This window comes from Pseudomonas sp. H1_F01 (assembly GCF_054681425.1).
Genome location: NZ_CP162823.1, coordinates 2,492,929 through 2,516,120, shown reverse-complemented (window position 1 = coordinate 2,516,120; position 23,192 = coordinate 2,492,929). Strand labels below are relative to the sequence as shown.

Annotated in this window: 21 protein-coding genes and 1 pseudogene; 6 read left to right on the top strand and 16 right to left on the bottom strand. The window is 58.9% G+C overall.

Annotation, left to right across the window (positions count from 1 at the left end):
* Nucleotides 1-4 precede the first annotated feature (4 nt).
* Nucleotides 5-169, bottom strand: a pseudogene (locus AB4O09_RS11675) (alcohol dehydrogenase catalytic domain-containing protein); the annotation flags it as partial.
* 241 nt (nucleotides 170-410) lie between these two features.
* Between AB4O09_RS11675 and AB4O09_RS11670 the strand changes: the two are divergent.
* From AB4O09_RS11670 to AB4O09_RS11660, 3 genes are all read left to right on the top strand, one after another.
* Nucleotides 411-1,850, top strand: a complete 1,440-nt coding sequence (locus AB4O09_RS11670) for a hypothetical protein (protein WP_033028203.1) — start codon at nucleotides 411-413, stop codon at nucleotides 1,848-1,850.
* A gap of 209 nt (nucleotides 1,851-2,059) precedes the next feature.
* Nucleotides 2,060-3,502: a permease gene (locus tag AB4O09_RS11665; protein ID WP_027913018.1), complete on the top strand. Its 1,443-nt coding sequence runs from the start codon at nucleotides 2,060-2,062 to the stop codon at nucleotides 3,500-3,502.
* A gap of 22 nt (nucleotides 3,503-3,524) precedes the next feature.
* The gene (locus AB4O09_RS11660) at nucleotides 3,525-3,791 is read left to right on the top strand and encodes a thioredoxin family protein (RefSeq protein ID WP_460108241.1); all 267 of its coding nucleotides are present in this window, start codon (nucleotides 3,525-3,527) and stop codon (nucleotides 3,789-3,791) included.
* A gap of 34 nt (nucleotides 3,792-3,825) precedes the next feature.
* Here the strand turns inward: AB4O09_RS11660 and arsJ are convergent, their stop codons facing one another.
* The 6 genes from arsJ to AB4O09_RS11630 form a co-directional block, all read right to left on the bottom strand.
* On the bottom strand, nucleotides 3,826-5,046 hold the full coding sequence (gene arsJ, locus AB4O09_RS11655; protein WP_003203557.1) for an organoarsenical effux MFS transporter ArsJ: 1,221 nt from the start codon (nucleotides 5,044-5,046) through the stop codon (nucleotides 3,826-3,828).
* A 9-nt stretch (nucleotides 5,047-5,055) separates the two neighbouring features.
* Nucleotides 5,056-6,060 carry an ArsJ-associated glyceraldehyde-3-phosphate dehydrogenase gene (locus tag AB4O09_RS11650; protein WP_003203559.1) on the bottom strand — a complete coding sequence of 335 codons (1,005 nt, stop codon included), beginning with the start codon at nucleotides 6,058-6,060 and terminating at the stop codon, nucleotides 5,056-5,058.
* A gap of 111 nt (nucleotides 6,061-6,171) precedes the next feature.
* Complete coding sequence (locus tag AB4O09_RS11645; protein WP_003203561.1) at nucleotides 6,172-6,552, bottom strand: metalloregulator ArsR/SmtB family transcription factor; 381 nt, start codon at nucleotides 6,550-6,552, stop codon at nucleotides 6,172-6,174.
* A 133-nt stretch (nucleotides 6,553-6,685) separates the two neighbouring features.
* Nucleotides 6,686-7,744: a flavin-containing monooxygenase gene (locus AB4O09_RS11640; RefSeq protein ID WP_460108238.1), complete on the bottom strand. Its 1,059-nt coding sequence runs from the start codon at nucleotides 7,742-7,744 to the stop codon at nucleotides 6,686-6,688.
* A gap of 35 nt (nucleotides 7,745-7,779) precedes the next feature.
* Nucleotides 7,780-8,127: an ArsR/SmtB family transcription factor gene (locus tag AB4O09_RS11635; RefSeq protein WP_028236802.1), complete on the bottom strand. Its 348-nt coding sequence runs from the start codon at nucleotides 8,125-8,127 to the stop codon at nucleotides 7,780-7,782.
* Nucleotides 8,128-8,217: 90 nt separating this feature from the next.
* Complete coding sequence (locus AB4O09_RS11630; protein ID WP_013693770.1) at nucleotides 8,218-8,661, bottom strand: tautomerase family protein; 444 nt, start codon at nucleotides 8,659-8,661, stop codon at nucleotides 8,218-8,220.
* Between the two features lie 95 nt (nucleotides 8,662-8,756).
* Between AB4O09_RS11630 and AB4O09_RS11625 the strand changes: the two genes are divergently transcribed.
* The gene (locus AB4O09_RS11625; RefSeq protein WP_223528196.1) at nucleotides 8,757-9,719 is read left to right on the top strand and encodes a GlxA family transcriptional regulator; all 963 of its coding nucleotides are present in this window, start codon (nucleotides 8,757-8,759) and stop codon (nucleotides 9,717-9,719) included.
* A 153-nt stretch (nucleotides 9,720-9,872) separates the two neighbouring features.
* Here the strand turns inward: AB4O09_RS11625 and AB4O09_RS11620 are convergent, their stop codons facing one another.
* The 9 genes from AB4O09_RS11620 to urtA all read right to left on the bottom strand — a co-directional run bounded on the left by AB4O09_RS11620 (nucleotide 9,873) and on the right by urtA (nucleotide 18,676).
* On the bottom strand, nucleotides 9,873-10,916 hold the full coding sequence (locus AB4O09_RS11620) for an AAA family ATPase (RefSeq protein WP_460108237.1): 1,044 nt from the start codon (nucleotides 10,914-10,916) through the stop codon (nucleotides 9,873-9,875).
* Between the two features lie 3 nt (nucleotides 10,917-10,919).
* Nucleotides 10,920-11,963: an aliphatic amidase gene (locus tag AB4O09_RS11615; protein ID WP_003203574.1), complete on the bottom strand. Its 1,044-nt coding sequence runs from the start codon at nucleotides 11,961-11,963 to the stop codon at nucleotides 10,920-10,922.
* Nucleotides 11,964-11,977: 14 nt separating this feature from the next.
* Nucleotides 11,978-12,325 carry an FmdB family zinc ribbon protein gene (locus AB4O09_RS11610; RefSeq protein WP_003203576.1) on the bottom strand — a complete coding sequence of 116 codons (348 nt, stop codon included), beginning with the start codon at nucleotides 12,323-12,325 and terminating at the stop codon, nucleotides 11,978-11,980.
* A 36-nt stretch (nucleotides 12,326-12,361) separates the two neighbouring features.
* Complete coding sequence (gene fmdA / locus AB4O09_RS11605) at nucleotides 12,362-13,591, bottom strand: formamidase (RefSeq protein ID WP_003203578.1); 1,230 nt, start codon at nucleotides 13,589-13,591, stop codon at nucleotides 12,362-12,364.
* A gap of 154 nt (nucleotides 13,592-13,745) precedes the next feature.
* On the bottom strand, nucleotides 13,746-14,435 hold the full coding sequence (gene urtE, locus AB4O09_RS11600) for an urea ABC transporter ATP-binding subunit UrtE (RefSeq protein WP_003203579.1): 690 nt from the start codon (nucleotides 14,433-14,435) through the stop codon (nucleotides 13,746-13,748).
* 10 nt (nucleotides 14,436-14,445) lie between these two features.
* Nucleotides 14,446-15,204, bottom strand: coding sequence for an urea ABC transporter ATP-binding protein UrtD (gene urtD, locus AB4O09_RS11595; protein ID WP_003203582.1), 759 nt, complete (start codon nucleotides 15,202-15,204; stop codon nucleotides 14,446-14,448).
* Nucleotides 15,201-16,388, bottom strand: a complete 1,188-nt coding sequence (urtC, locus tag AB4O09_RS11590) for an urea ABC transporter permease subunit UrtC (RefSeq protein WP_003203584.1) — start codon at nucleotides 16,386-16,388, stop codon at nucleotides 15,201-15,203. Before urtC ends, urtD begins: the two co-directional genes overlap by 4 nt.
* A gap of 10 nt (nucleotides 16,389-16,398) precedes the next feature.
* Nucleotides 16,399-17,316, bottom strand: a complete 918-nt coding sequence (gene urtB, locus AB4O09_RS11585) for an urea ABC transporter permease subunit UrtB (protein WP_003203586.1) — start codon at nucleotides 17,314-17,316, stop codon at nucleotides 16,399-16,401.
* A gap of 115 nt (nucleotides 17,317-17,431) precedes the next feature.
* Entirely contained in the window at nucleotides 17,432-18,676 is a 1,245-nt protein-coding gene (gene urtA, locus AB4O09_RS11580; protein WP_003203587.1) for an urea ABC transporter substrate-binding protein, read from the bottom strand.
* Between the two features lie 320 nt (nucleotides 18,677-18,996).
* Between urtA and AB4O09_RS11575 the strand changes: the two genes are divergently transcribed.
* Both AB4O09_RS11575 and AB4O09_RS11570 read left to right on the top strand, forming a co-directional pair.
* Nucleotides 18,997-22,392 (top strand): ATP-binding protein, encoded by a 3,396-nt coding sequence (locus AB4O09_RS11575; protein WP_003203588.1) that lies wholly within the window; start codon nucleotides 18,997-18,999, stop codon nucleotides 22,390-22,392.
* Nucleotides 22,367-23,059 (top strand): response regulator, encoded by a 693-nt coding sequence (locus AB4O09_RS11570; RefSeq protein WP_013693775.1) that lies wholly within the window; start codon nucleotides 22,367-22,369, stop codon nucleotides 23,057-23,059. The genes AB4O09_RS11575 and AB4O09_RS11570 overlap by 26 nt, the downstream gene beginning before the upstream one ends.
* Nucleotides 23,060-23,192 lie beyond the last annotated feature (133 nt).

The window sequence follows — 23,192 nt, the reverse complement described above, 5'->3', positions numbered from 1 at the left end:
GCCGTCGACGTCCAAGCTTCCACCGAGTGACATCCCTCCCCACCTCCGCCACTATCCTTGCCAATTCGTGACCGGGCACATGGGGCAACTGAATGTCAGGATCATGACCTTTCCAGCCATGCCAGTCGCTTCGGCATGCGCCCATGCCAAGGACCTGAACAACCACGCCGGATGGCTTTCTGCCACTTATCTCAGCGTCCACGCTTTCAATCGGACGGTGTATTCACTACATTGAACGTAACTTTGCTCCTTCGACACGGACTGTCATGACTACCCTATCCCCGATCAGCCCTGCCATTCCCATCCAGATCCCGACTCGCTCTGCCGTCGCGGCATCGCCTGCAACAGTGATAGAGAGCGCTGATGTCTTGCCGGCTCGACCAGCGGCAATCGTCAGCCTGGGCAACCCCGTGGCCGATATCGAATCACAGACCTATTCCCGACTCGGGCAACTGCCCGGCCAGGAGACTGTTCGTGTTTGGGAAAAGGCAGGTCAGGACGCTGTCACTAACGTCATGGGAATCAACCCCAAATCGCTGTCGATCGCCAACCGCTTCCACGGCCTGGGTGCAGCCTTGGTAGAGCAGTTCGCCAAGAGCGGTTCGAGCATTTCCCAGTCAGTGCTCCATACCACCGCGGACAAGGCTCACAACGCCGCCGAGATAAAATCCGAACAGACGCTGCTGCACAATAAAGCCGATAACCTGATCAGCCTCAGCATCAAGACCGCCAGCGGCAAGACGGTCACCTTCAGCCTGACCAGCCAGGACGATGGACTTGGCGTTCAAGCCACGGTAGACGGTGGCCCGCTGAGCGAGGACGAACTCAAGGCGATTGGCGTTCTGGGCAGTGCCTTCCAGGCCGCTGTCGACGGGTTGACCGCCGTGCCTCCCAAGCTCGACCTGGGCAAGCTGACGCAGTTCGACTCCAGCGTATTGGCATCCATTGATCTGAACGCCAAGCTCAAGGGCGTGGACGGTGAGGACCTGATCCTTGCCTACCGCGCCGACAGCCAGAGCCGCACCACGCAAATGAGTGGTCCGGATGGCGAATTGAACCTGAGCGTGGATCTGAAGAACAGCGCAATCCTGGGCGATGCCAAGCAACAGGCCAACGCCCTGAACAGCTACCTCGCCCAGCTTGAGCGAGTACAGGAGCGTGGCAACGCCAAGGCTGCCCTGATGGAGATGTTCAAGGACGCCTTCAGCGCCATGAACAGCCACTATCCACAGGGCGCTACCCCGTCACAGCCACTGACCCGTAACGCGACGGACAAAGGCCTGCTGACTGGGCTCGCAGACTTCGAGGCGTCCATCAAACAAACCAACAACGCGTCCAACCCGATGCGCCTGTCTGAAGTCGATAGCTTTGCTTATACCCTGTCGCAAAAAACTGTCGTTGCAGGTTCCATAATGAGCAATCGCAGCGTCGATCAAGTCCAGCAATCGAGTCTAGCGGCCAGTTACCACAAGAGCCTGAAGGGCGGGAAAGCCCCCGTGCTAGGCACAACTACCGACTCGCAGAACTATCTCTACGTAGAAGTGAATGACAAGGCCAGCAGCTCGGCCAGCCTCGCCTACAAGGACGGCCGACTGACCAGGGCCTCTGTCACGCAAAACGCCAGCCAGGGCACACGGACACAGCAGTACGTCCTGGGCAAAATGGTTGAAGAGACAGTGGTGCCGAAGGAAGCTTCAACCAGCCGCAGTCACTTGGTATTGCTGGAATACGCCGCCAAGCAAAGCAAGAAGTCCCAGGATGCGCAGGAACAATCCATGTTGAAGGAAGCGCTTGCTACCCTGCACAACTCGGTGCTGCTGCAGGAAAACCCTTCGGCACTGGTGCGTTGAAAGCAAAGACAGTCGACTCGGCCTGCAGGATGAAAGTGGATACTGACGGTTTTCCTGGCGATGATTTGCTTTGCGCTGGGCCGCGCCGTGCAGTGGTCTAGCGAATCACGTAAAGTTTTTCAGCATGCAACTGATCTACGTCAAGCCCGTTCAGCGCACAACAAATACCTTGGAGCCTGGCTTTTAATGGTCATGTTCCAGGGTTTGCCATGGACCTTTTGCTTAAGCTAATCAATGGTGGAGCTGGCAGTCTGGCTTCCTACTTGGCAGCCCACGTCCTACTTTGTCTGTTGCCAGCGTTTTTCATTGCCGGGGCCATGGCAGCACTTATTCCCAAAGCCAGCATCACTCACTGGCTGGGTCGGCATGCACCTGTCTATGTTTCCTACCCTGCAGCGGCACTGGCCGGGTCACTGATTGCCGTCTGCTCATGCACCATTGTTCCTTTGTTCGCGGGCGTTTACCGCAAAGGCGCGGGTATCGGCCCGGCGATCACCTTTCTGTTTTTTGCCCCGGCAGGAAATATCATGGCCCTCGCCTATACCGGCAACATTCTGGGAGCAGAGTTTGCAATTGCCCGTTTGATTCTCTGCCTGATCTTCGGCATCGGTATTGGCTTGATAATGGCGACTCTATTCTGGAAAGACGACCTGACCCACGATGCACAGGCAGATGCCCTGTTCGCAGAGAAGGCCAGCATTTCCGGACCTGCCCTGGGCATTCTCCTATCTCTGGTGGCCCTGCTGATAGCGGGCACCTTGAGACTGTGGCCCCTGACCGCAGGCCTGATCAGTATCAAAGTCCCGCTTTTCTGGGCCCAGGCGTGGCAGGACACCCTGTTTGACTGGGTTCCATATGACGCCAGCAAAGGAGAAGAAGGCGTGAGCTTGCAAGGGTCTGTACTCATCGCCCTGCTCCTGATGATTGCCGCCACGGCCAAGCGTGGTCTGGATAACATCACCGAAGGTGCCAACAGCTGGACATGGGTTGCACTGGGCCTGACCGCCAGTACTTTGCTGATCGCCTCGATGCGCCTGACGCCAGAACCTGGCATGTTGGTTTTCATCTTCACGGGTCGACTATTCGGTGTCGCACTGGCCCTATTGTCTGTTTGGTACTTTGCCCGAAAACTGCCAGCCGAAGACTGGCAAGGCTGGCTGTGGGAAGCCTGGCGCTTCGTCAAGCAGATATTTATTGTGCTGGTGGTGGGTGTATTCATCGTCGGCATGGTTCGCCAGGTTATTCAACCCGAGTGGATTGAAAGTCTTGCAGGCAGCAACTCAGTGCTCGCCAATGCCATAGCAGTAGGGTTCGGCGTGTTCATGTACTTCCCCACCTTGGTAGAAGTGCCCGTCGCCCGCATGTTCCTCGATCTTGGTATGCATCCTGGCCCGCTCCTGGCCTATCTGATGGCAGATCCTGAACTTAGCTTGCAGAGCATGCTCATGGTGGTGGCTGTGATTGGTCGCAAGAAGACCGCCGCCTACGTTGGGTTAGTCGCGTCGTTCAGCATCGTGGCAGGCCTGCTCTACGGTGCCTGGGTCGATGGCACCGGCTGGCGCACCCTTGCTGCAGGGGTGGCGGTCGCGCTGGCCATAACCGCTGCAATCTGCCAGTTGATCCGTTCTCAGCGTCAACAAACAGCAAGCTGACATTCACATCAGGGAGCTTCCAATGCTGAACATCAAAATCCTCGGTTCAGGATGCGCCAACTGCAAGAAACTGGAGGCCGTAGCCCGTCAAGCTGCGCAGAATCTTAATATCCAGGCCGAATTCGAAAAGATCACTGACATGGGCAAGATGATGACTTATGACATCCTCTCCACGCCGGCTCTGGTGATCAACGAGAAGGTTGTCAGCAGCGGGAAATTTCCGACGGTTGCGGATATTCAGGGCTGGATTTCGACGGCGGGCGCTGCCAATTCCTCCACATGCACGTAGCCCGATAAGGTTCATGCCGTCCTGCCTGGCAGCTTCATATCGCCTCGGCATGCCTGGGTAAAGCGATGGAAATCAAGGCGGCCAGCAACACGAATGCGCTTGATATCCAAAGGCATGCGCCCAATCCAAACACCTGGTAAATCCAGCCAGAGAGCACGGTGCCGATCAAGCGCCCCATGGCGTTCGACATGTAATAAAACCCCACATCCAGCGACACGCCGTCTTCCTTGGCGTAGGACACGATCAGGTAGCTGTGCAGCGACGAATTCACGGCGAACAAAGCACCGAAAACCATCAGTCCACCCAACAGCACCATTTGTTGCGACAGCCCGGTGTCCAGACCGAGCGCAATGGCCGCGGGCAGACCCGCCAGTGCAAGTGCCCACAGAAACGCCGCACGACCATCCGGCACGTGACCTCGTTTCTTTCCAGTGATGTTGGGCGCGAACGACTGGACGATGCCGTAGCCAATCACCCAGGCCGCCAGGAAGCCGCCAACCTTCCAGAAGTCCCAGCCAAACACGCTGCTCAGGTACACCGGCAAGGCCACCACGAACCAGACATCGCGGGCGCCGAACAGGAACATCCGCGCCGCAGAAAGGATGTTGATCGCCCGGCTCTTGGACAGGATGTCACGAAACTTGGGCTTGGCTTTGGCCTTGCCCAGGTCCTTCTTCAACAGGATCAGGCTACTGATCCAAATCAACGCCAGACCCCCCGCCATGGTCAGCAACGCGCCTTTGAAACCGACCCATGCCAGCAAAGCTGCGCCAAGAAAGAAGCCGACACCCTTGAGTGCGTTCTTCGAACCGGTGAGGATCGCCACCCACTTGTAGAGCTTGCCCTGTTGCCCATCGGGAACCAGAAGTTTGATGGAGCTTTTGGCGCTCATCTTGTTCAGGTCTTTGGCAATTCCCGAAAGTGCCTGAGCAGCCATCACCCATGGGATGCTCAGCCAGGCTACCGGCACCGTCAGCATTAGCAGCGCCGCGACCTGGAGCCCCAGCCCGATGTTCATGGTTCGGTTCAGGCCAAGCCGAGCGCCAAGATAACCACCCACCAGGTTGGTAATCACACCAAAGAGTTCATAGAACAGAAACAACGCCGCGATTTGCAGCGGGCTGTAGCCCAAGGCGTGAAAGTGCAGCACCACCAACATGCGCAAAGCGCCGTCGGTGAGGGTGAAGGCCCAGTAGTTGCCCGTCACGAGCAGGTACTGCCGCACTTGCGGAGCGAGGGCGAACAACGCTTTCATAGCCGCTCCTCAGACTGCCAGACCGACCATTTTGGCCAGTTCGACTGTGCGATTGGCATAGCCCCACTCGTTGTCATACCAGGCGTAAAGTTTGACCTGGGTGCCGTTGATGACCATGGTCGACAGCGCATCGATGATCGATGAACGCGGGTCGGTACGGTAGTCGATGGATACCAGCGGGCGTTCCTCGAAACCGAGTATGTCTTTGAGCTCATTCTCGGCAGCGTCCTTGAGCAACTGATTGACCTCTTCGACGGTGGTGGCCCGTTCGACTTCAAAGACACAATCAGTCAGCGACGCATTGGCCAGCGGCACACGTACGGCGTGGCCATTCAGGCGCCCACGCAGCTCCGGGAAGATTTCGGCAATGGCGGTGGCCGAGCCGGTACTGGTTGGAATCAGGCTCATGCCGCAGGCCCGCGCACGACGCAGATCCTTGTGTGGCTGATCGAGAATGCTCTGGGTGTTGGTCAGGTCGTGAATGGTGGTGATCGAACCGTGACGAATACCCAGCTTTTCGTGGATGACTTTCACGACTGGGGCCAGGCAATTAGTAGTGCAAGAGGCAGCGGTGACGATACGGTGCTGCGCCGGGTCGAACAGGTGCTGGTTGACGCCCATGACGACGTTCAACGCGCCTTTTTCCTTCACCGGCGCGCACACCACCACACGCTTGACCCCCTGGTCCAGGTAAGCCTGCAGCACCGCGACGGTTTTCATCTTGCCGCTGGCTTCAATCACCAGATCGCAGCCCGACCAATCTGTGTCGGCAATCGCCTTGTTGGCCGTGACTTTGATCCGCTTATTGTCGATGACGACACTATCGCCTTCGGCGCGGGCTTCGTTGTTCCAACGGCCATGCACCGAATCGAAGTTGATCAAGTGTGCATGAGTCGCCGCGTCACCCGCTGGATCGTTGATCTGCACGAACTCGAACTCAGGCCAACTCCAGGCAGCCCGCAGAGCGAGGCGACCGATACGACCAAATCCATTGATGCCAACTTTGATAGTCATGTTGTTGTGCTCTGTTGTCAGTGGGCGTTCGACTGGTTGTCGAACTAGCCGATACAGGAGGGAGGGCTCCTGTTACTCATGATCATTGTTCCTGAGGCTACAGCGTGCCAATCAGCGTAATGAGGCGGTCTGCCTTTCACAGCACACGGCTGCACGCTCAGGGCGGTCACCCATTTCATCAAGGCGTTTGGCATCAGGGCTTAACCAGAACTTGTTGCTTTCCAGCGTAGTGGTCAGCACTTGATGAACCCAATCGGGGAGATTCGGGTGCAGTCGGTAATACACCCATTGGCCTTGCCGACGGTCCGAAAGCAGGCCGCAAGTGCGCAACTGCGCCAGGTGCCTGGAGATTTTTGGCTGACTCTCGTTCAACGCGCAGGTCAGCTCGCAAACACAAAGCTCTCCTTCACTAGTGATGAGCAGCATGGTGCGCACGCGGGTGTCATCTGCCAGACATTTGAAAACAGTGGTCGGTGTCAGATGGTCAGCCATATCGATTCTCAGCGGACAGAACACGGGCTTTGCTGGTCATTGTGAAGCCTCGATTAATATACGGTTTTTCGAATATATGGTTTTACGAATAATAGATAAACCCCTCCCTTCGGAAAAACTCGAAAGTTGCCCGCTAAACAGGCACATCGCGAACAAATCGCATCAAGCTGGGCATGATGTAGGCCGCATCCTGGCCGACACCTCTAAGTGTCGCTGAAGCAAAATTCCGTTGTTTCGGCAGACCGACGAAATACAGCCCAGGCAGATGCTTCGCCTGCCCGTTACGATGAGCCCAATATTCATTGCCTGCGCATTCCAACCCGCTCAAAAACTCCAGGTTCGGGCGAAATCCTGTAGCAAACACCAAACTATCCACCTCAGTGTGCTGCCCATCAGCCCAGATCACGCCGGTTGGTGTTATCGCCTCGAACATCGGCTTGCGCTCGAAAAGCTTTTGCTCAAGGGCTCGACGATAGATCCCGTCATCGAGCACCGGCGTACTTTGATCGCTCAACCAACGAGTCTTTTCCAACCCTGACCACTTCAGCCACGCATGAAAATCCAGGCCGAGTATCTTCTGCGGAAAAAACCGAATCGGCTCCCTGCTCGCCAGCACGACTTTGCCCACATGAGCCAGTTCATAAGCGATTTGAACAGCCGAGTTTGCAGCACCGACCACAACCACTCGCTGCCCACCAAAGCCATCGGCATTTCGATATTGCGCGCTGTGCAAACTGCGCCCGAGAAAACCCTGAAGCCCTTGAATATCTGGAATGAAAGGCTGATTGAATCCACCCGTGCAGACGATCAGCGCCTTGGAACAAAAATCTTCCCCATCGTCCGTTTGAAGCCGAAACAGCCCGTGCTCTCTGCGTACATGCTGTACGCGGGTGGACTGACGAACTGGCAAGTTGAATGCCTTTGCATAGTCCTCCAGATAGCGCACGACATCATCACGAAGTGGGTAATGATCAGGTTCCGCCGGGAAGCGCATGCCCGGCAATGACGAGTAAGCCGCTGGAGAAAAAAGCTTCAGGCTGTCGTAGTAATTGCGCCAATTCCCTCCCGCAGATCGCTCGGCATCCAGAATCAAGAACCTGAGGTTGTGCTGCTGCAAATACCAACCAGAGGCTAATCCTGCCTGGCCAGCGCCAATTACGATGACATCCATGACTTCATTTATTACATTCATATATGCACACTCATGCACACTAAAAGACAAAAAAATCAGGACGTACCTGGGCAACAGAACGGGGCCAGGCTTTTCATATGCTCAAGAATGGCTTCGAGGCGTGCCACCACCGCCGGACCGTCCACCTCGTAGAACATCTGCCTGCTGACCTTGGTGCCGCGGACAATACCTGCCTCTAACAGCACTTGCAGATGTCGGGAAACAACTGAACGCTCCTGGGGCAATCCTTGCGCAATCTCGCCGATATCGGCGCGCCCCAGTTGCATCACACGCTTGAGCACAGCGACACGCGAAGGCTCACAAAGTGCCTTGAAGAAAGCGCCATCGAGAGACTCGATGGCAGCGTCAATTGCGCGGGTTCGGTGAAGGATTCGATCAGTCATGCAACCGACTATATGTGCATGCTTATGCACGCGTCAACACTCTGCAATGAGACGGTCCCCAAGCATTGCACTTTCTGGAAGGCCTATAGCCTAGGGAGTGAGATGTCCGTACCCGGCCGCACGGGTGAAGTCGGCCAAATGCCAAATATCACCGTTCGCCCCCCAAGTGCCATCGACAACTTCCTGGATCTGTATTGAGGTCAGCAACTGGCGCTGATCCTCCGTTGCCAGGCTCGACTGTATTGCGCAATGCAATTCACGTACGTAGCGCTGGCGCATCGGTGCATCAAGAACGCCGGCAGGCACCTTGACGATGACAATGCATGGAACGGCCCTGGCATGAGGAGCAACGCCTCCACACAGCCATTCATCGGCCTGAATTTCCTCAATGAGCACCCAGCACAAAGCACGCTGCTGAGGGGTATCGCCCATGTGTTCATTAAGTATTGCCACGTCGCTCACGCTTCGAAGCAACTGTTGGCGCTGTGGCTGATTGAAAGCTCCCGTAGGCACCTTGATCAAGATGTTTGGCATGGCAAAACCTCACTGTTAATTGGAAGCGCCATTGGGCCAGTTATCTCTCCATTCCATAAGTGACCGATTCGCCTTCTTTCGGGCATAATCGGACAATGTACGATTTCACTGTTCTAGTCTTTCCCGAGTCGTTCGCCTCAAGCGTGGCGGCCACCCTGGACATCCTCGGCACCGCCGCGACACTTGCGCAGCGCCAAGGCCTCGCCGTGCCACGCTGGCGAGTTTGCGGGCCGCAGCCAGGGCTGATTACGCTAGGGCAAGGCATGCAACTGTTGGTCGACGAACTGACGACAGACGTCGAGGACAACTCCTGCTGGGTCATTCCGGGCCTTGGCATCAGCGACTTCGACGCGCTGCTGCAGCGTCTTGAAGAAGACTGGGTACTTCAGGCACTGCCAGCGCTGAGGGTACATGTGAATGAAGGCAAGGAGATTGCCGCCTCGTGCTCGGCTGTCTTTCTCCTGCATGCCGCAGGATTACTGGACGGTCGAAAGGTAACGACCTCCTGGTGGCTCGCCCCTTGGCTGTCGAGCATTGCGCCTGACTGCATTGTCGACCCCAACGTCATGGTGCTTTGCGATCCCCCCTTGACGACCGCTGGCGCAGCCTTCGCGCAAACTGACCTGATGCTGCACCTGCTGCGCAGGCGCCTGTCCCCGACGCTCGCCGACTATGTGGGCAAGGCTCTTCTACTCGACGGCCGACAGTTGCAATCCCCATTCATCAACCCAGCGATCATGGCCCGGGGTAATACACTGGTCGCCAACCTCACCGCCTATATAGAAGCCTGTCTGCCCCATCCTCCCAGCGTTCCGAGCCTTGCGGCGTACGTGGGCATGTCTGAGCGAACGCTGTCCCGGCACCTTCGAAAAGCAACCGGCCTTTCAACCCAATATTTGATCCAGCGTGTGCAGCTGAACAGGGCCCGCGTGCTACTGGAAACCAGCAGACACTCCGTTGAATCCATCGCCGAGCAGGTGGGATACCAGGATGCCACGGCCCTGCGGCGACTTATGCGCCGCCTGTTGAACGCATCCCCAAGACAACTGCGCCAGTAAGATCCAGTTTTAACTTTCAAAAGCGAAAATCGCAGACATGAAAAAACCCGACGCTGTAAAAGCCAACACACTGAGTGATGCGCATCGTCACCCAGCGTAGTGCGACAGCGATTCCCGAGGCTATAGCATCAGACCGCAATCCGGTGCCGTCTCTTACGACAATGGAACAACCGTGAGCCTGTTTGATTCGACCGTCGCAGTCATCTGCATTGCCTGCGGATAAGCCAGCAGACACTCAGCGATGGCAGGCTCCAGCTCGACCCGCACTCGCCTTGTCAGGGCCCGAGCACCAAAGCGTGGGTCATGCTTTCGGCATAGCCAGTCGCTTGCCGCAACGTCCAGGACCAGCGTACGTCGATGCTGACCGAGCCGTTGGTTGAGTTTGTTCAGTTCGATCTGCAACAACGCTTCCAGCCATTGGCTTTCGATGCGTTGGAAAACCAGGATGCGATCAATACGGTTTAGAAATTCCGGTTCGAACCAGGCGTGCAACGCTAGCTCCAACATAGCCTGCTCACCTTGTGGGACGATGCCGAGCCAGCGCCGCCAACCGCGTGAAAAACGTTCCCTGTAGGTGGTCGCTTGCCGGGCTCCAATGTTGCTGGTCATGAAGATCAGGCTATTGCGAAAATCCAGCGTTCGGCTACCGCCCGCCAAGGTCAGCTGGCCGTTCTCAAGAATGCCCAACAAGCTGCGCACCACTTCCTTGCTGGCCTTTTCCAGTTCATCGAACAGCACGATGCCTGGGCGACTGTAGGTGCCTTGAATCAATTCGCTATTGAACAGACTGACGCCCTCTTTACTCCCCACATAACCAGGTGGCGCTCCGGTGAGCGCCGCCGAGTAATGCTCCTGGGCCAAGGTGTGCATGTCGATGCGACAAAAAGCATCGGCGCGACCGTGTATGGCCAGTGCCAGCAGACGGACGATTTCGGTCTTGCCGACACCGGTCGGCCCCATGAACAGGCTCACCGTCAACGGCCTCTCACGTTCACCAATATCGACCTTAACCACGTTCAGCAACGCCTCGACCGCGCTCATGGCTTGTTCTTGGCCGACAATTCGACTGCGCAACAACGCCATGACTTGGGCGGGATTGAAGGCGAAGCGTGAGGTCAACAAATCTGCTGCTGGTGATGCGCTGGTCAGGCTGGGCTGTGGGTGGTTTGGGTCGATGCGATCGTTCACGAAAGGCATGGTTTAGCCTGCGTGTTTTTCTTTACCGTCGTGGGGAATCTCTCCCACCGGGCAATGAGCCACGCCGACGGTGCTACGGGTCAGTTTTTCGACGTTTTCCCGGGCTTTCTGCGCGTCCAGTACCCAGGTGCGGTAAAAGTCGAACGGGCAGTCAGCCACTCCCTTGTCGCCATCCCCGGAGTTGTAGACCCCGGTGTAACCGCGATGCAGCAGCTTGAACAAATGATTCTGTGATTGGTCGTTCGCTCGCGCATCGCGGATTTGCGAAACGGATAATTGTGCGTACTGAATGCCCATTTCCTCTTCACCGCATTCGCCCAGGGTGCGACCGTCGAAGCCAATGATCGCCGAGTGACCAAAGTAGGAATAAACCCCATCGAAGCCTGCCGCATTAGCCACTGCCACATAGCAATTATTGGCCCAGGCCATGCTTTTGGACATCATCACCTGCTGCTCTTTGGCCGGGTACATATAGCCCTGGCAACGGACGATCAACTCCGCTCCTTTCATTGCACAGTCGCGCCAGATCTCCGGGTAGTTGCCGTCATCACAAATGATCAAGCTGATTTGCAGGCCCTTGGGACCCTCGCAGACATAGGTCCGGTCACCCGGATACCAGCCTTCAATGGGGCACCAGGGAATGCACTTGCGGTACTTCTGGACGATTTCGCCCTGGTTATTGATCAACACCAACGTGTTGTACGGGGCTTTGTGGGGATGTTCCTCATGCCGCTCACCGGTCAGTGAAAACACCCCCCACGTGTCAGCCGCACGGCACGCGGCGGAAAAGATCGCCGTCTCTTCGCCTGGAATGCTGGCGGCAGTCGCCATCATCTCATCGTGGTCGTACATGATGCCCATGGTGCTGTATTCAGGAAACACCACCAGGTCCATGCCGGGGAGACCGCTTTTCATACCGGTGATGATGTCGGCAATCTTGCGGGCGTTTTCAATGACCTCGGCTTTTGTATGCAGCCGCGGCATTTTGTAATTGACGACCGCGACACCCACGGTGTCCGGGCTGCTGGAAATATCACCATGACGCATGAAATTTACCTCTGTTAATGGCTGATCATCCAAGGTCTGGAGCCGGTTTTACTCTTGAGCCCCTGTGGATTCTCTTTGGTCGGGGCCAGCGGTTTGCTCGGTGCGCAACAACTGCACCCACTGGGATGACGACGGTTCTGCTGGTACTCGCCAAGCGTCTGCGGCACGTGGGCACTTCGCTCGTTGGTCGCCATGGCCTGGCGTTGACTGCTCGACAACGTCGTCAGTGCCGGCGCAGACAACAGCAACCGCCCTCCTGGGCCCGCACAAGACGGGCACTGGCACGACTCGTGCCGTTGGGCCATGGGCCGCAACATTGTGAAAGAGCCACAGGTTTGGCATTCGTACTCATAAGTCGGCATGGCACTCTCCAGACATTGATCGAGCTCGGGCGTGTCTCACAGGTCCGGGGCAATCGGCAGATCGATACTGCCGTCGAGGTGTTTGATGGGGCCGTTGGCGTTGGGGTTGATGTCGAACTCGAAGATTTCGGTGGGTAACCAGAGGGTCGCGCAGGCGTTGGGGATGTCGACCACGCCGCTGATATGCCCTTGCACCGGCGCAGAGCCCAACAGTGCATAGCCTTGGGCGGGCGAATAACCAAACTTGGTCAAGTAGTTGATCGCATTCAGACAGGCCTGGCGATACGCGATATTGACGTCCAGGTAGTGCTGTTTTCCGGCTTCATCCACCGAGATACCTTCAAAGATCAGGTAGTTCTGGTAGGTCGGGATAATCGGGCTGGGTTTGAACACCGGGTTCTTGATCCCGTACTTGGCCATGCCGCCCTTGATCAGCTCGACTTTCATATGCACCCAGCCGGCCATCTCGATAGCACCGCAAAAGGTGATCTCGCCGTCGCCCTGACTGAAGTGCAGATCCCCCACCGACAACCCGGCGCCTTTGACGTACACCGGGAAGAAAATCTTCGAGCCCCGGGACAGGTCCTTGATATCGCAGTTACCGCCATGTTCGCGCGGTGGCACGGTGCGTGCGCCGGTGGCCGCAGCATCATCCCGGGCCTGGCCCTTGAGCTTGCCCATGTGCGCGGTGGCGGCCAGCGGCGCGTTGGCCAAGGGCGGCACGCGGGTCGGGTGGGTGTCGATCAGCTCCTGCTCGCGGCGGTTCCAGTCGCCGAGCATTACCGGGTCGGGCAGGCAACCGATCAATCCGGGGTGGATCAGGCCGGCAAAGTTGACCCCGGGAATGTGCCGCGAGCTGGTGAACATGCCTTTGAAATCCCAGATGGCTTTCTGTGCGCTGGGAAAGTGATCCGTGAGGAATCCGCCACCGTTCTGCCGCGAGAAGAAACCGTTGAAACCCCACATCGATTCGGCCTTGGCGCCGATGTCCAGCAGGTCGACCACCAGCAGATCCCCCGGCTCGGCGCCATGCACGCCCACCGGACCGGACAGGTAGTGCACGGTGGACAGGTCGACGTCACGCACATCCGAGGCGTCGTCGTTGTTCTTGATCGCGCCGGCGGTCCAGTCATAGGTCTCGAGAATAAAATCATCCCCCGGCTTGACCCAGCAGGCCATGGGAATGTCCGGATGCCAGCGGTTGTGGATCTGTTCGTTCTCGGTGGCGGGCTGGTTGAGGTCGACTTTGATCAAGGTATCGGTCATGGCGAAGCTCCTGAACATTAGGGATGTACCGCGTTGGAACCAGTCTCGAATGGCGGCACGAATCGGCCAATACGTTGGATGACGTACCCCTTTGAGCTGGCTTTCCAGCTGCTACAAAAGGGGGCCTATAAACCATCGCGCCGCCCGATCGCGCCTACACGGAGAGGTAGCGACTGATGGTGGCTTCGTCGACCTTGTCGCGGGTCTCCTCAATCACGAAGCGACCCTTCTCGATCACCAGGAAGCGGTCGGCGATTTCCAGGGTGAATGACAGCACCTGCTCGGAGACCACAATGGTCAGGTCGCGCAGGTGGCGGATCTCTTTCAAAGTGCGGGCGATGTCCTTGATAATCGACGGCTGGATGCCCTCAGTGGGTTCATCGAGCAACAACACCTTGGGATTGGTCGCCAGCGCCCGGGCAATGGCCAGTTGCTGCTGTTGCCCGCCTGAAAGGTTGCCACCCTTGCGCGAGCGCATGTCGTGGAGTACCGGAAACAACGCATAAAGGTCTTCGGGCACCTGGCCCCGGGCCGATGCCGGCAGGCCGGTCTGAATGTTTTCCAACACCGTCATGCTGGGGAAAATCATCCGTCCCTGAGGTACATAGGCGATGCCGTGCTCCACCCGCTCGTGGGTTTCCAGGTTCGAGACTTCCTGGCCATCGACGCAGACCTGCCCCCGCCACTGCGGAAGGATGCCCATCAAGCTCTTGAACAGCGTGGTCTTGCCCATACCGTTGCGTCCCATCACGGCGACGATTTCGCGTTTGGCCACGGCCAGGTCGAGGTCGTGGAGGATCTGGCTCTGGCCGTAACCACAGGACAGCTTGTCTACGTTGAACATGCCTGCTTCCTCAATGGCCTAAATAGACTTCGATGACTTTCGGGTTGTTCTGCACCGACTCCATGCTGCCCTCGGCCAGGACCTTGCCCTGATGCAGCACCGTGACCTTATGGGCGATGCTCTTGACGAATTCCATGTCGTGTTCGATCACCAGCACCGAGCGTCCCTGGCTGATGCGCTTGAGCAGTTCCGCAGTCTGTACGCGCTCGTTGACGCTCATCCCTGCGACCGGTTCATCGAGCATCAACAGGTCAGGGTTCTGCATCAGCAGCATGCCGATCTCCAGCCACTGCTTCTGGCCGTGGGACAGCAGGTCGGCCTGTTGCTGCAACAGCTCGCCGAGAAAGATCTCCCGCGCCACCTCTTCAACCCGGGCAATCACTGCGGCACTGCGTTTGAAAAACAACGCGCCAAACACCTTGCGCCCCGCCGGGTAGGACATCTCCAGGTTCTCGAACACCGTGAGGTTTTCGTAGATCGACGGGTTCTGGAATTTGCGCCCGACGCCGGCACGGACGATGTTGTACTCGCGCATCTTGGTCAGTTCCTTTCCATCGAACTGGATGCTGCCGCTGGTGGCGCGGGTCTTGCCACAGATCAGGTCGAGTACCGTGGTCTTGCCTGCGCCGTTGGGCCCGATCACCACCCGCACTTCATTGCGGTCGATGTACAGGTTGAGGTTGTCCACGGCCTTGAAACCGTCGAAGGACACCGTCAGCCCCTCGATAACCAGCACCGGCTTGTTCATTTGAAAACCCACGGCGGTCATGGCTGCGTCTCCAGCGAAGGACGTTCAGGAGCCGGGGTCGGCGGCGCAGTGCGCGACGTCTCCGGCAGGGGCGCGGCAACGGCGGCTTGCTGCGGGGTACGCCGTAATAAACGGCCAAGGGTCTGGCGGCCATGGCTGTCCCAGAGTCCGGCCAAGCCATTGGGAAAGTACATGACCACGGCAATGAACAGCCCGCCCATCAGGTACAGCCATAGCTCGGGGAAGGACTCGGAGAAATAGGTCTTGCCGTAGTTCACCAGCAAGGCCCCATACACCGCGCCGAGCAGCGACATGCGCCCGCCGACGGCGGCAAAGATCACCATCTCGATGGACGGCACGATGCCGACGAACGAAGGCGACATGAAGCCCACCTGCAAGGCGAACATGGCGCCGCCAATGGCCGAGAAGGCAGCGGCGATGCAGAACACGAAAATCTTGAAACTGGCCACGTCATAACCGGAGAAGCGCACCCGCTCCTCTTTGTCGCGCATCGCCATCAGCAGCCGCCCGAGCTTCGACGCGAGGACGAAACGGCCGATGAAAATGCAGCCGAACAGCAAAGCCGCGTTAATGAAGTACAAAAGCAACTTGGCGCTGTCGCTGCGCAGGTCCCAGCCGAGCAGCGTCTTGAGATCGGTGATGCCATTGACCCCGCCGGTCAGACCCTGCTGGCCGACGATCAGCACCGTGAGAATCAGCGCGATGGCCTGGCTGACGATGGAGAAATAAACATCCCCCACCCGCCGCTTGAACAGCGCCATGCCAATGATGAAGGCCAGCACTACCGGAACCAGGATCACCGCCAACAGGGTGAAGCTGAAGCTGTGGAACGGCACCCAGAGCCACGGCAGTTCGGTGATCTGGTTCCAATCCATGAAATCCGGAATGCCCGGCGTCGACTGGATTTTGGTGCTCTGCGGGTCGGAGGCTTCGAGCTTGAGGAACATCGCCATGCAGTAGCCGCCGACGCCGAAGAACACCCCCTGCCCGAGGCTGAGAATGCCGCCATAGCCCCAACACAACACCAGGCCGACAGCGACGAAGGCATAGGTCAGGTACTTGCCCACCATGTTCAGGCGAAAGGCATCCAGGGTCAGCGGGAAGACCACGAAAATCAGCAGCGCCAACAGGCCCACGCCCAACAGGTTCTGCTTGCCCGCCAGCATCTTGTCTAAAAGCTTCATTGGCTCGCCTCTACTTGCGCACTTTGATGGAGAACAACCCTTGAGGGCGCAACATCAGGATCAGGATGACCCCGGACAGGGTCAGTACCTTGGCCATCGAACCACTGAGGAAAAACTCCGAGATCGATTGGGTCTGGGCAATGACGAACGCCGACGCAATAGTGCCGAACAGGCTTTGTGCGCCGCCGAAGACCACCACCAGGAAGGTGTCGACTATGTACTGCGAGCCCGCGGTGGGCCCGGTTGAGCCAATGGTGGTAAAGGCCGCGCCGGCCACCCCCGCGACACCGCAACCGAGGGCAAAGGTCATGCGATCGACCTTGCGCGTATTGATGCCCACGGCACGGCTCATCAACCGGTTCTGTACCGTAGCCCGTACTTGCAGACCCCAGCGCGAGCGGTAGAGCAAGAGAAAAATGGCCCCGGTGAGCAGCAGGGTCAGGGCCATCATGAACAAACCGTTGCGCGGAATCTCGATGGACTCGGTGAAGTTGAACGAGCCCATCAGCCACTCCGGCGGCGTGGCGCTGACTTCACGGGCGCCGAACACCGAACGGAAGGTCTGTTGCATCACCAGGGACAGCCCCCACGTCGCCAGCAGCGTGTCCAGCGGACGTTTGTAGAGCCGACTGATCATCGCCCACTCCACCAGCCAGCCAATGGCCCCGGCCACCAGAAACGACAGGGCGATGGCGATGAAAAAGTAATAGGGTTGAAACCACGGGGTGAAATGGCTGGTCAGGCTCGAACAGACATAGGTGGTGTAGGCGCCGATCGTGAGGAACTCGCCGTGGGCCATGTTGATGACCCCCATCTGGCCGAAAATGATCGCCAGCCCCAATGCCATCAACAGCAGCACGCAGAACACGGACAAGCCGTTGAACCCCTGCATCGCCGCGATGGCACCAAATTCCGATAGCCATTCCATGATGATGGACTCCTGCTTGGAGGGAGGATGTGGAAACCGTTGGGGCCCCATCACCAGCCAGCCATCTCCTACACAACGCCCGTAGGAGCTGGCTTGCCAGGGATGACGCCAGCCCTTACTGGTAGCCTTTAGGGAAAGGATTCGGTTCGATCAGATCAGACTCGTACACCACTTTGAACTGGCCATCGGGCTGTACTTCACCGATGCGGGTCTTGCTCCACAGGTGATGGTTTTCATGCACTTTGACGTAGCCTTCAGGCGCGGTTTTCAGCTCGATGCCCGGCGAGGCTGCAACCACTTTGTCGACATCGAAACTGCCGGCTTTTTCCACCGCAGCCTTCCACAACCATGGGCCCAGATACGCGGCCTGGGTCACGTCACCGATCACCGAATCTTTGCCGTACTTGGCCTTGAAGGCGTCGACGAAGGCCTTGTTGTTGGGGTTGTCCAGGCTCTGGAAGTACTTCATCGAGGCATAGAAACCGGCCATGTTCTCGCCGCCGATGCCCAGCAATTCATCTTCGGTGACCGAGAGCGTGAGCAAGGTCTGCTTGGCCGAATTGACGCCCGCCGCATTGAGTTGTTTGTAGAAAGCCACGTTGGAGCCACCCACCACGGCGGCGAACACCACGTCGGGTTTCTTCAGCTTGACCTTGTTGATCAGCGAACCGAACTGGGTGTTGCCCAAGGGGTAGTAGTCTTCGCCGACCACGGTACCGTGCAGCACGTTTTCAATGTGCTTGCGGGCGATCTTCATCGAGGTGCGTGGCCAGATGTAATCCGACCCCACCAGGTAGAAGGTCTTGGCGCCCTTGGTCTTGGCGATCCAGTCGAGGCTGGCGAGGATCTGCTGGGTGGCTTCCTGGCCCGTGTAGATCACGTTCTTCGACTGCTCCAGCCCCTCGTAGAAAGTCGGGTAGTACAGCAGACCGTTTTCCTTCTCGAAGATCGGCAGCACAGCCTTGCGCGAGGCCGAGGTCCAGCAGCCGAACACCGTGGCCACCTTGTCGTTGACCAGGAGCTTCTTGGCCTTCTCGGCGAAGGTCGGCCAGTCGGAGGCGCCGTCTTCCTGGATCACCTTGATCTGCCGACCGAGGATGCCGCCTGAAGCGTTGATCTGCTCGATGGCCAAGCGTTCGGCCTGGATCGAACCGGTCTCGGAAATCGCCATGGTGCCGGTGGCCGAGTGCAACTGGCCGACCGTGACTTCAGTGGCGGTCACCGCCAGGCCGGTGCTGTTGGCCTCGTCCGCCCATACACCCTGGCTGAACACACTGGCAGCCAGTAACGACAGGGCCGCCGCCCCTAGCGCCAAGCGGCGCGGCAACAGGCCTTTAGTCCGGATCAATGGTGGTTGCATGCTGCTACTCCTCTGCGGTGACGCTGGTGGTACGCCCTATGGCGGCCAGCAACGGTGGTGGTATCAGCATGGAGGGGCGTCTCGACGACGGGTATACGCAGCCTGACGTAAGCGCATACGTCATTTGACGTAGGGAAAAATGCACCAAGGCGGCGCAGGCTATTGCTCCAGGTCCCGACCGACCGGCACTGCGCGGACGCGCGCGCAGGCACCAGCTGGCGCGGCAAGACGCCGTGGTGCAGGGCATGAAAATTGCTCGGCTATCCGCCACGGGCACACCCGCCAGGCACGGAGCGCCTTGACCCCAGGAGTCTTTCACCGTGCTTCCACCTGGCACCCAGCGCATCGCCAAGATCCGTCGCGACTACAACAGCTGGGTCGCCGACGAAACCATGGAAGACTACGCCCTGCGTTACACACCAAAGTCCTTTCGCAAGTGGTCGGAACTGCGCATCGCCAACACCGCCCTGGGTGCGGTGTCGTTCCTGGCCCTGGAGGCGATTGGCGGGGTGCTGGCCCTGAGCTACGGCTTCACCAACACCTTCTGGGCGATCCTCGCCGTGAGCCTGATCATCTTCCTCACCGGCCTGCCCGTCAGCTACTACGCAGCCCGCTACGGCGTCGATATGGATCTGTTGACCCGCGGTGCCGGCTTCGGCTACATCGGCTCGACCATCACCTCGCTGATCTACGCCAGCTTCACCTTTCTGTTCTTCGCCTTGGAAGCAGCGATCATGGCCCTGGCCTTGGAGCTGTACTTCCATATCCCATTGGCCTTTGCCTATGTGATCTGCTCTGTGCTGGTGATCCCCCTGGTGGCCTATGGGGTGACCCTGATCAGCCGCCTGCAACTCTGGACCCAACCGTTGTGGCTGGCGCTGCTGGTGCTGCCCTACCTGTTTGTACTGCTGAAAAACCCCGAGGCCTTCAGCGACTGGACCAGTTTTCAGGGCCGTGATACCGGCGGCGGCGATTTCAATCTGCTGGCGTTTTGCGCGGCCTGTACCGTGGCCCTGTCCCTGGTGACGCAGATCGGCGAACAGGTCGACTACCTGCGCTTCCTGCCGGAAAAAACCGCGGCCAACCGCAAGCGCTGGTGGGCCGCCCTACTCTGCGCCGGCCCCGGCTGGATCCTGCCCGGCGCCCTGAAAATGTTCGCTGGCGCCTTCCTGGCGTTTCTCGCCCTGCAACACGAGATCCCCATCGAGCGCGCTACGGAACCGACCCAGATGTACCTGGTGGCCTTCGGTTATGTGTTCGCCTCGCCGGAATGGGCCCTGGCGGCCATGGTGCTGTTCGTCTTCGTCTCGCAGATGAAGATCAACCTGACCAACGCCTACGCCGGCTCCCTGGCCTGGTCGAACTTTTTCGCCCGGGTCACCCACAGTCACCCCGGCCGCGTAGTTTGGCTGGTGTTCAATGTGGCGATTGCCCTGATGCTGATGGAACTGGGGGTATTCGACGTCATCGACCAGGTGCTCGGTCTCTACGCCAACATCGCCATCGCCTGGATCGGCTCGGTGGTCGCCGACCTGGTGATCAACAAACCCTTGGGGTTGTCACCGAAACACATCGAGTTCAAGCGCGCTCACCTCTACGACATCAACCCGGTGGGCGTCGGCTCCATGCTGATTGCCTCGCTGCTGTCGGTCCTCGCCCACTTCGGTCTATTTGGTGCGCTGGCCCAGGCCGCCCCGCCCTTCGTCGCCCTCGGCACCTCGCTGGTCATGACCCCGCTGCTGGCCTGGGCCACCCGCAGCCGCTATTACATCGCCCGCACCAGCGATCCGCTACTGCTGCAACCGGTGGCACCGAGCACGCAGATCACCTGCGGCCTGTGCAGCAACCCGTTCGAAACCGCCGACATGGCTTTCTGTCCGGCCTACAGCACGCCCATCTGCTCACTTTGCTGTTCGCTGGACGCGCGTTGCGGCGATCGCTGCAAACCCCACGGGCGTCTGTCGGCGCAGTTCGAAGCGCTGTTGCATTGGTTGCTGCCCAATGCAACGGTGCCACGCCTGCACACCCGGCTAGTGCATTACTTGGGCCTGCTGCTCGCACTGATCCTGATGCTCAGCGGCGCTCTGGCGCTGATCTATGGCCAGGCCTCCCAGGGGCTGCCCCACTCGCCGCAAGCCCAGGCGACGCTGTACCAGGCATTTTTCAAGGCCTTCCTGACGCTCTCGGTACTGGCGGCCATTCTCGCCTGGTGGGTGGTTCTGACGCGGGAAAGCCGCCACGTGGCCCAGGAAGAATCGGACCGCCAGACCCAGTTGCTGATGCAGGAAATCGAAGCCCACCGCTTGACCGACCAGGCCCTGCAAGATGCCAAGGAGGCTTCCGAGGCGGCCAACGCGGCCAAGAGTCGCTACGTCACCGGACTGTCCCACGAACTGCGTACGCCGCTGAACAGCATCCTCGGTTTTACCCAGATCCTGCAGCGCGACGCGGCCATGCCGGAGCAGCATCAGGATGCCCTGGCGACCATCCTGCGCAGCGGCTCGCACTTGCTGTCGCTGATCGACGGCCTGCTCGATGTGGCCAAGATCGAGGCCGGCAAACTGCGCCTGGAAGCGACGGAAATCCCCTTCCCGGAACTGATCCACGATCTGGAGCTGATGTTTACCCCACAAGCCCGGGACAAAGGGTTGCGCTTTCGCCTGGAGCTGATCGGCAAGATGCCGGCGGTGGTGCGAGGCGACGAAAAGCGCGTCCGGCAGATCCTCATCAACCTGTTGGGCAATGCGGTCAACTTCACCGACAGCGGCGAGGTCTGCCTGCGGGTCAGTTACATGCGCGAGACGGCAACCTTCGACATCATCGACACGGGTATCGGCATCGACCCCGAGCACATCGAGCGAATCTTCCAGCCTTTCGAACGCGGTGATCTGATGCGCCAGGACAAGGGCGTTGGCCTGGGCCTGACCATTACTCGCATGCTCACCTCGTTGATGGGCGGCGAGTTGCAGGTCAAGAGTCAGCAGGACAAGGGCACCTGTTTCCAGGTGCGCCTGTTTCTCTCGCAAGTACGGGTGCCGCAGGCGGTGATCCATGTCGAACACGACATCATCGGCTACCAGGGGCCGCGGCGTCTGGTGCTGGTAGTGGACGACCATGTGGACCATCGCAAGGTCCTCAGCGGCATGCTCACGCCCCTGGGCTTTGAAGTGGTCCAGGCCAGCAACGGCCAGGAAGCGATTCGCCAGGTCGCCCTGCTGGGGCCGGACCTGATCCTCATGGACCTGTCTATGCCGACGATGGATGGTTGGGAAACCAGCCGGCTGATCCGCCGCAATGCGTTGTCCACGGCACCGATCATCGTGATATCGGCCAATGCCTTTAACGACGAGCGCGAGCGCAGCCTGGCCAGTGCCTGCAACGACTACCTTGCCAAGCCGGTACACACCCCGGAGCTGCTCGAACGGATCCAGAAGCAGCTCGACCTGCACTGGCTGCGCCGCGAAAAACCAGCCCCTGCGACATTCCCCGAACCGGGGATATTGCCCTCACAGCCTGACCTCATCGCCCTCGGCGAACTCAGCGCCATCGGCTACGTACGCGGTCTGCACGAAAAACTCGACGCCATCCAGGCCGAGACGCCAGCCACCGCCCCTTTCATCAGTTCGCTACGCAAGCTGCTGAAAAACTTTCGCCTGGACGAAATCAACCGCGCCCTCAAGGAGGCAGAAGATGAATGCACTGACCACAGTCGCTGAACCCGGTGTCGTGCTGATTGTGGACGACACCCCGGACAACCTCGCCATGCTCTCCGACGCCCTCAACGATGCCGGCTACATGGTGCTGGTGGCCCTCGACGGGCTCAGCGCCCTGAACCGCATCGAACGTCGGCGTCCGGACCTGATCCTGCTGGATGCGATGATGCCGGGCCTGGACGGCTTCGAGACCTGCCGGCGGATCAAGGAGCACCCGGCCAACGCCGATATTCCGGTGCTGTTCATGACCGCGCTGACGGAAAGCAGGCATGTGGTCCAGGGCTTTGAAGTGGGTGGAAGCGACTACGTGACCAAGCCGATCCAGACCGACGAAGTGCTGGCCAGGGTCGCCGCGCACCTGCGCACCTCGCGCATCCTGCTGTCGGCCCGAGCGGCGTCACAGCCAGCCGCGCCGAGCCTGGACGACGAGCCGGCGCACAGGGTGCTGTCGGCACGCTTTCAGCTCACTGGTCGGGAAGTCGAGGTTCTGCGCTGGGTGGCCTGCGGCAAGACCAACCGCGACATTGGCACCATTCTCGATCTGAGCCCACGCACCGTGAACAAACATCTGGAACATGTGTATGTGAAGTTAGGTGTAGAGACGCGCACAGCAGCGACCTCCGTGGCGTTGTCGGCCATGACCGATTCTCGCAATAGTGCTTCAAGGTAAGCCGCGATAAACAGATGTATTGTTGGATGAGCACTAGGGCCGTTTCGTCCATGACAGAACCTGGTGGATGAAGCAGGAACGTTGGAAACGGCTTTGGATTTTCAGCCCAGCCACCCAGGCATTGGCGACGTGG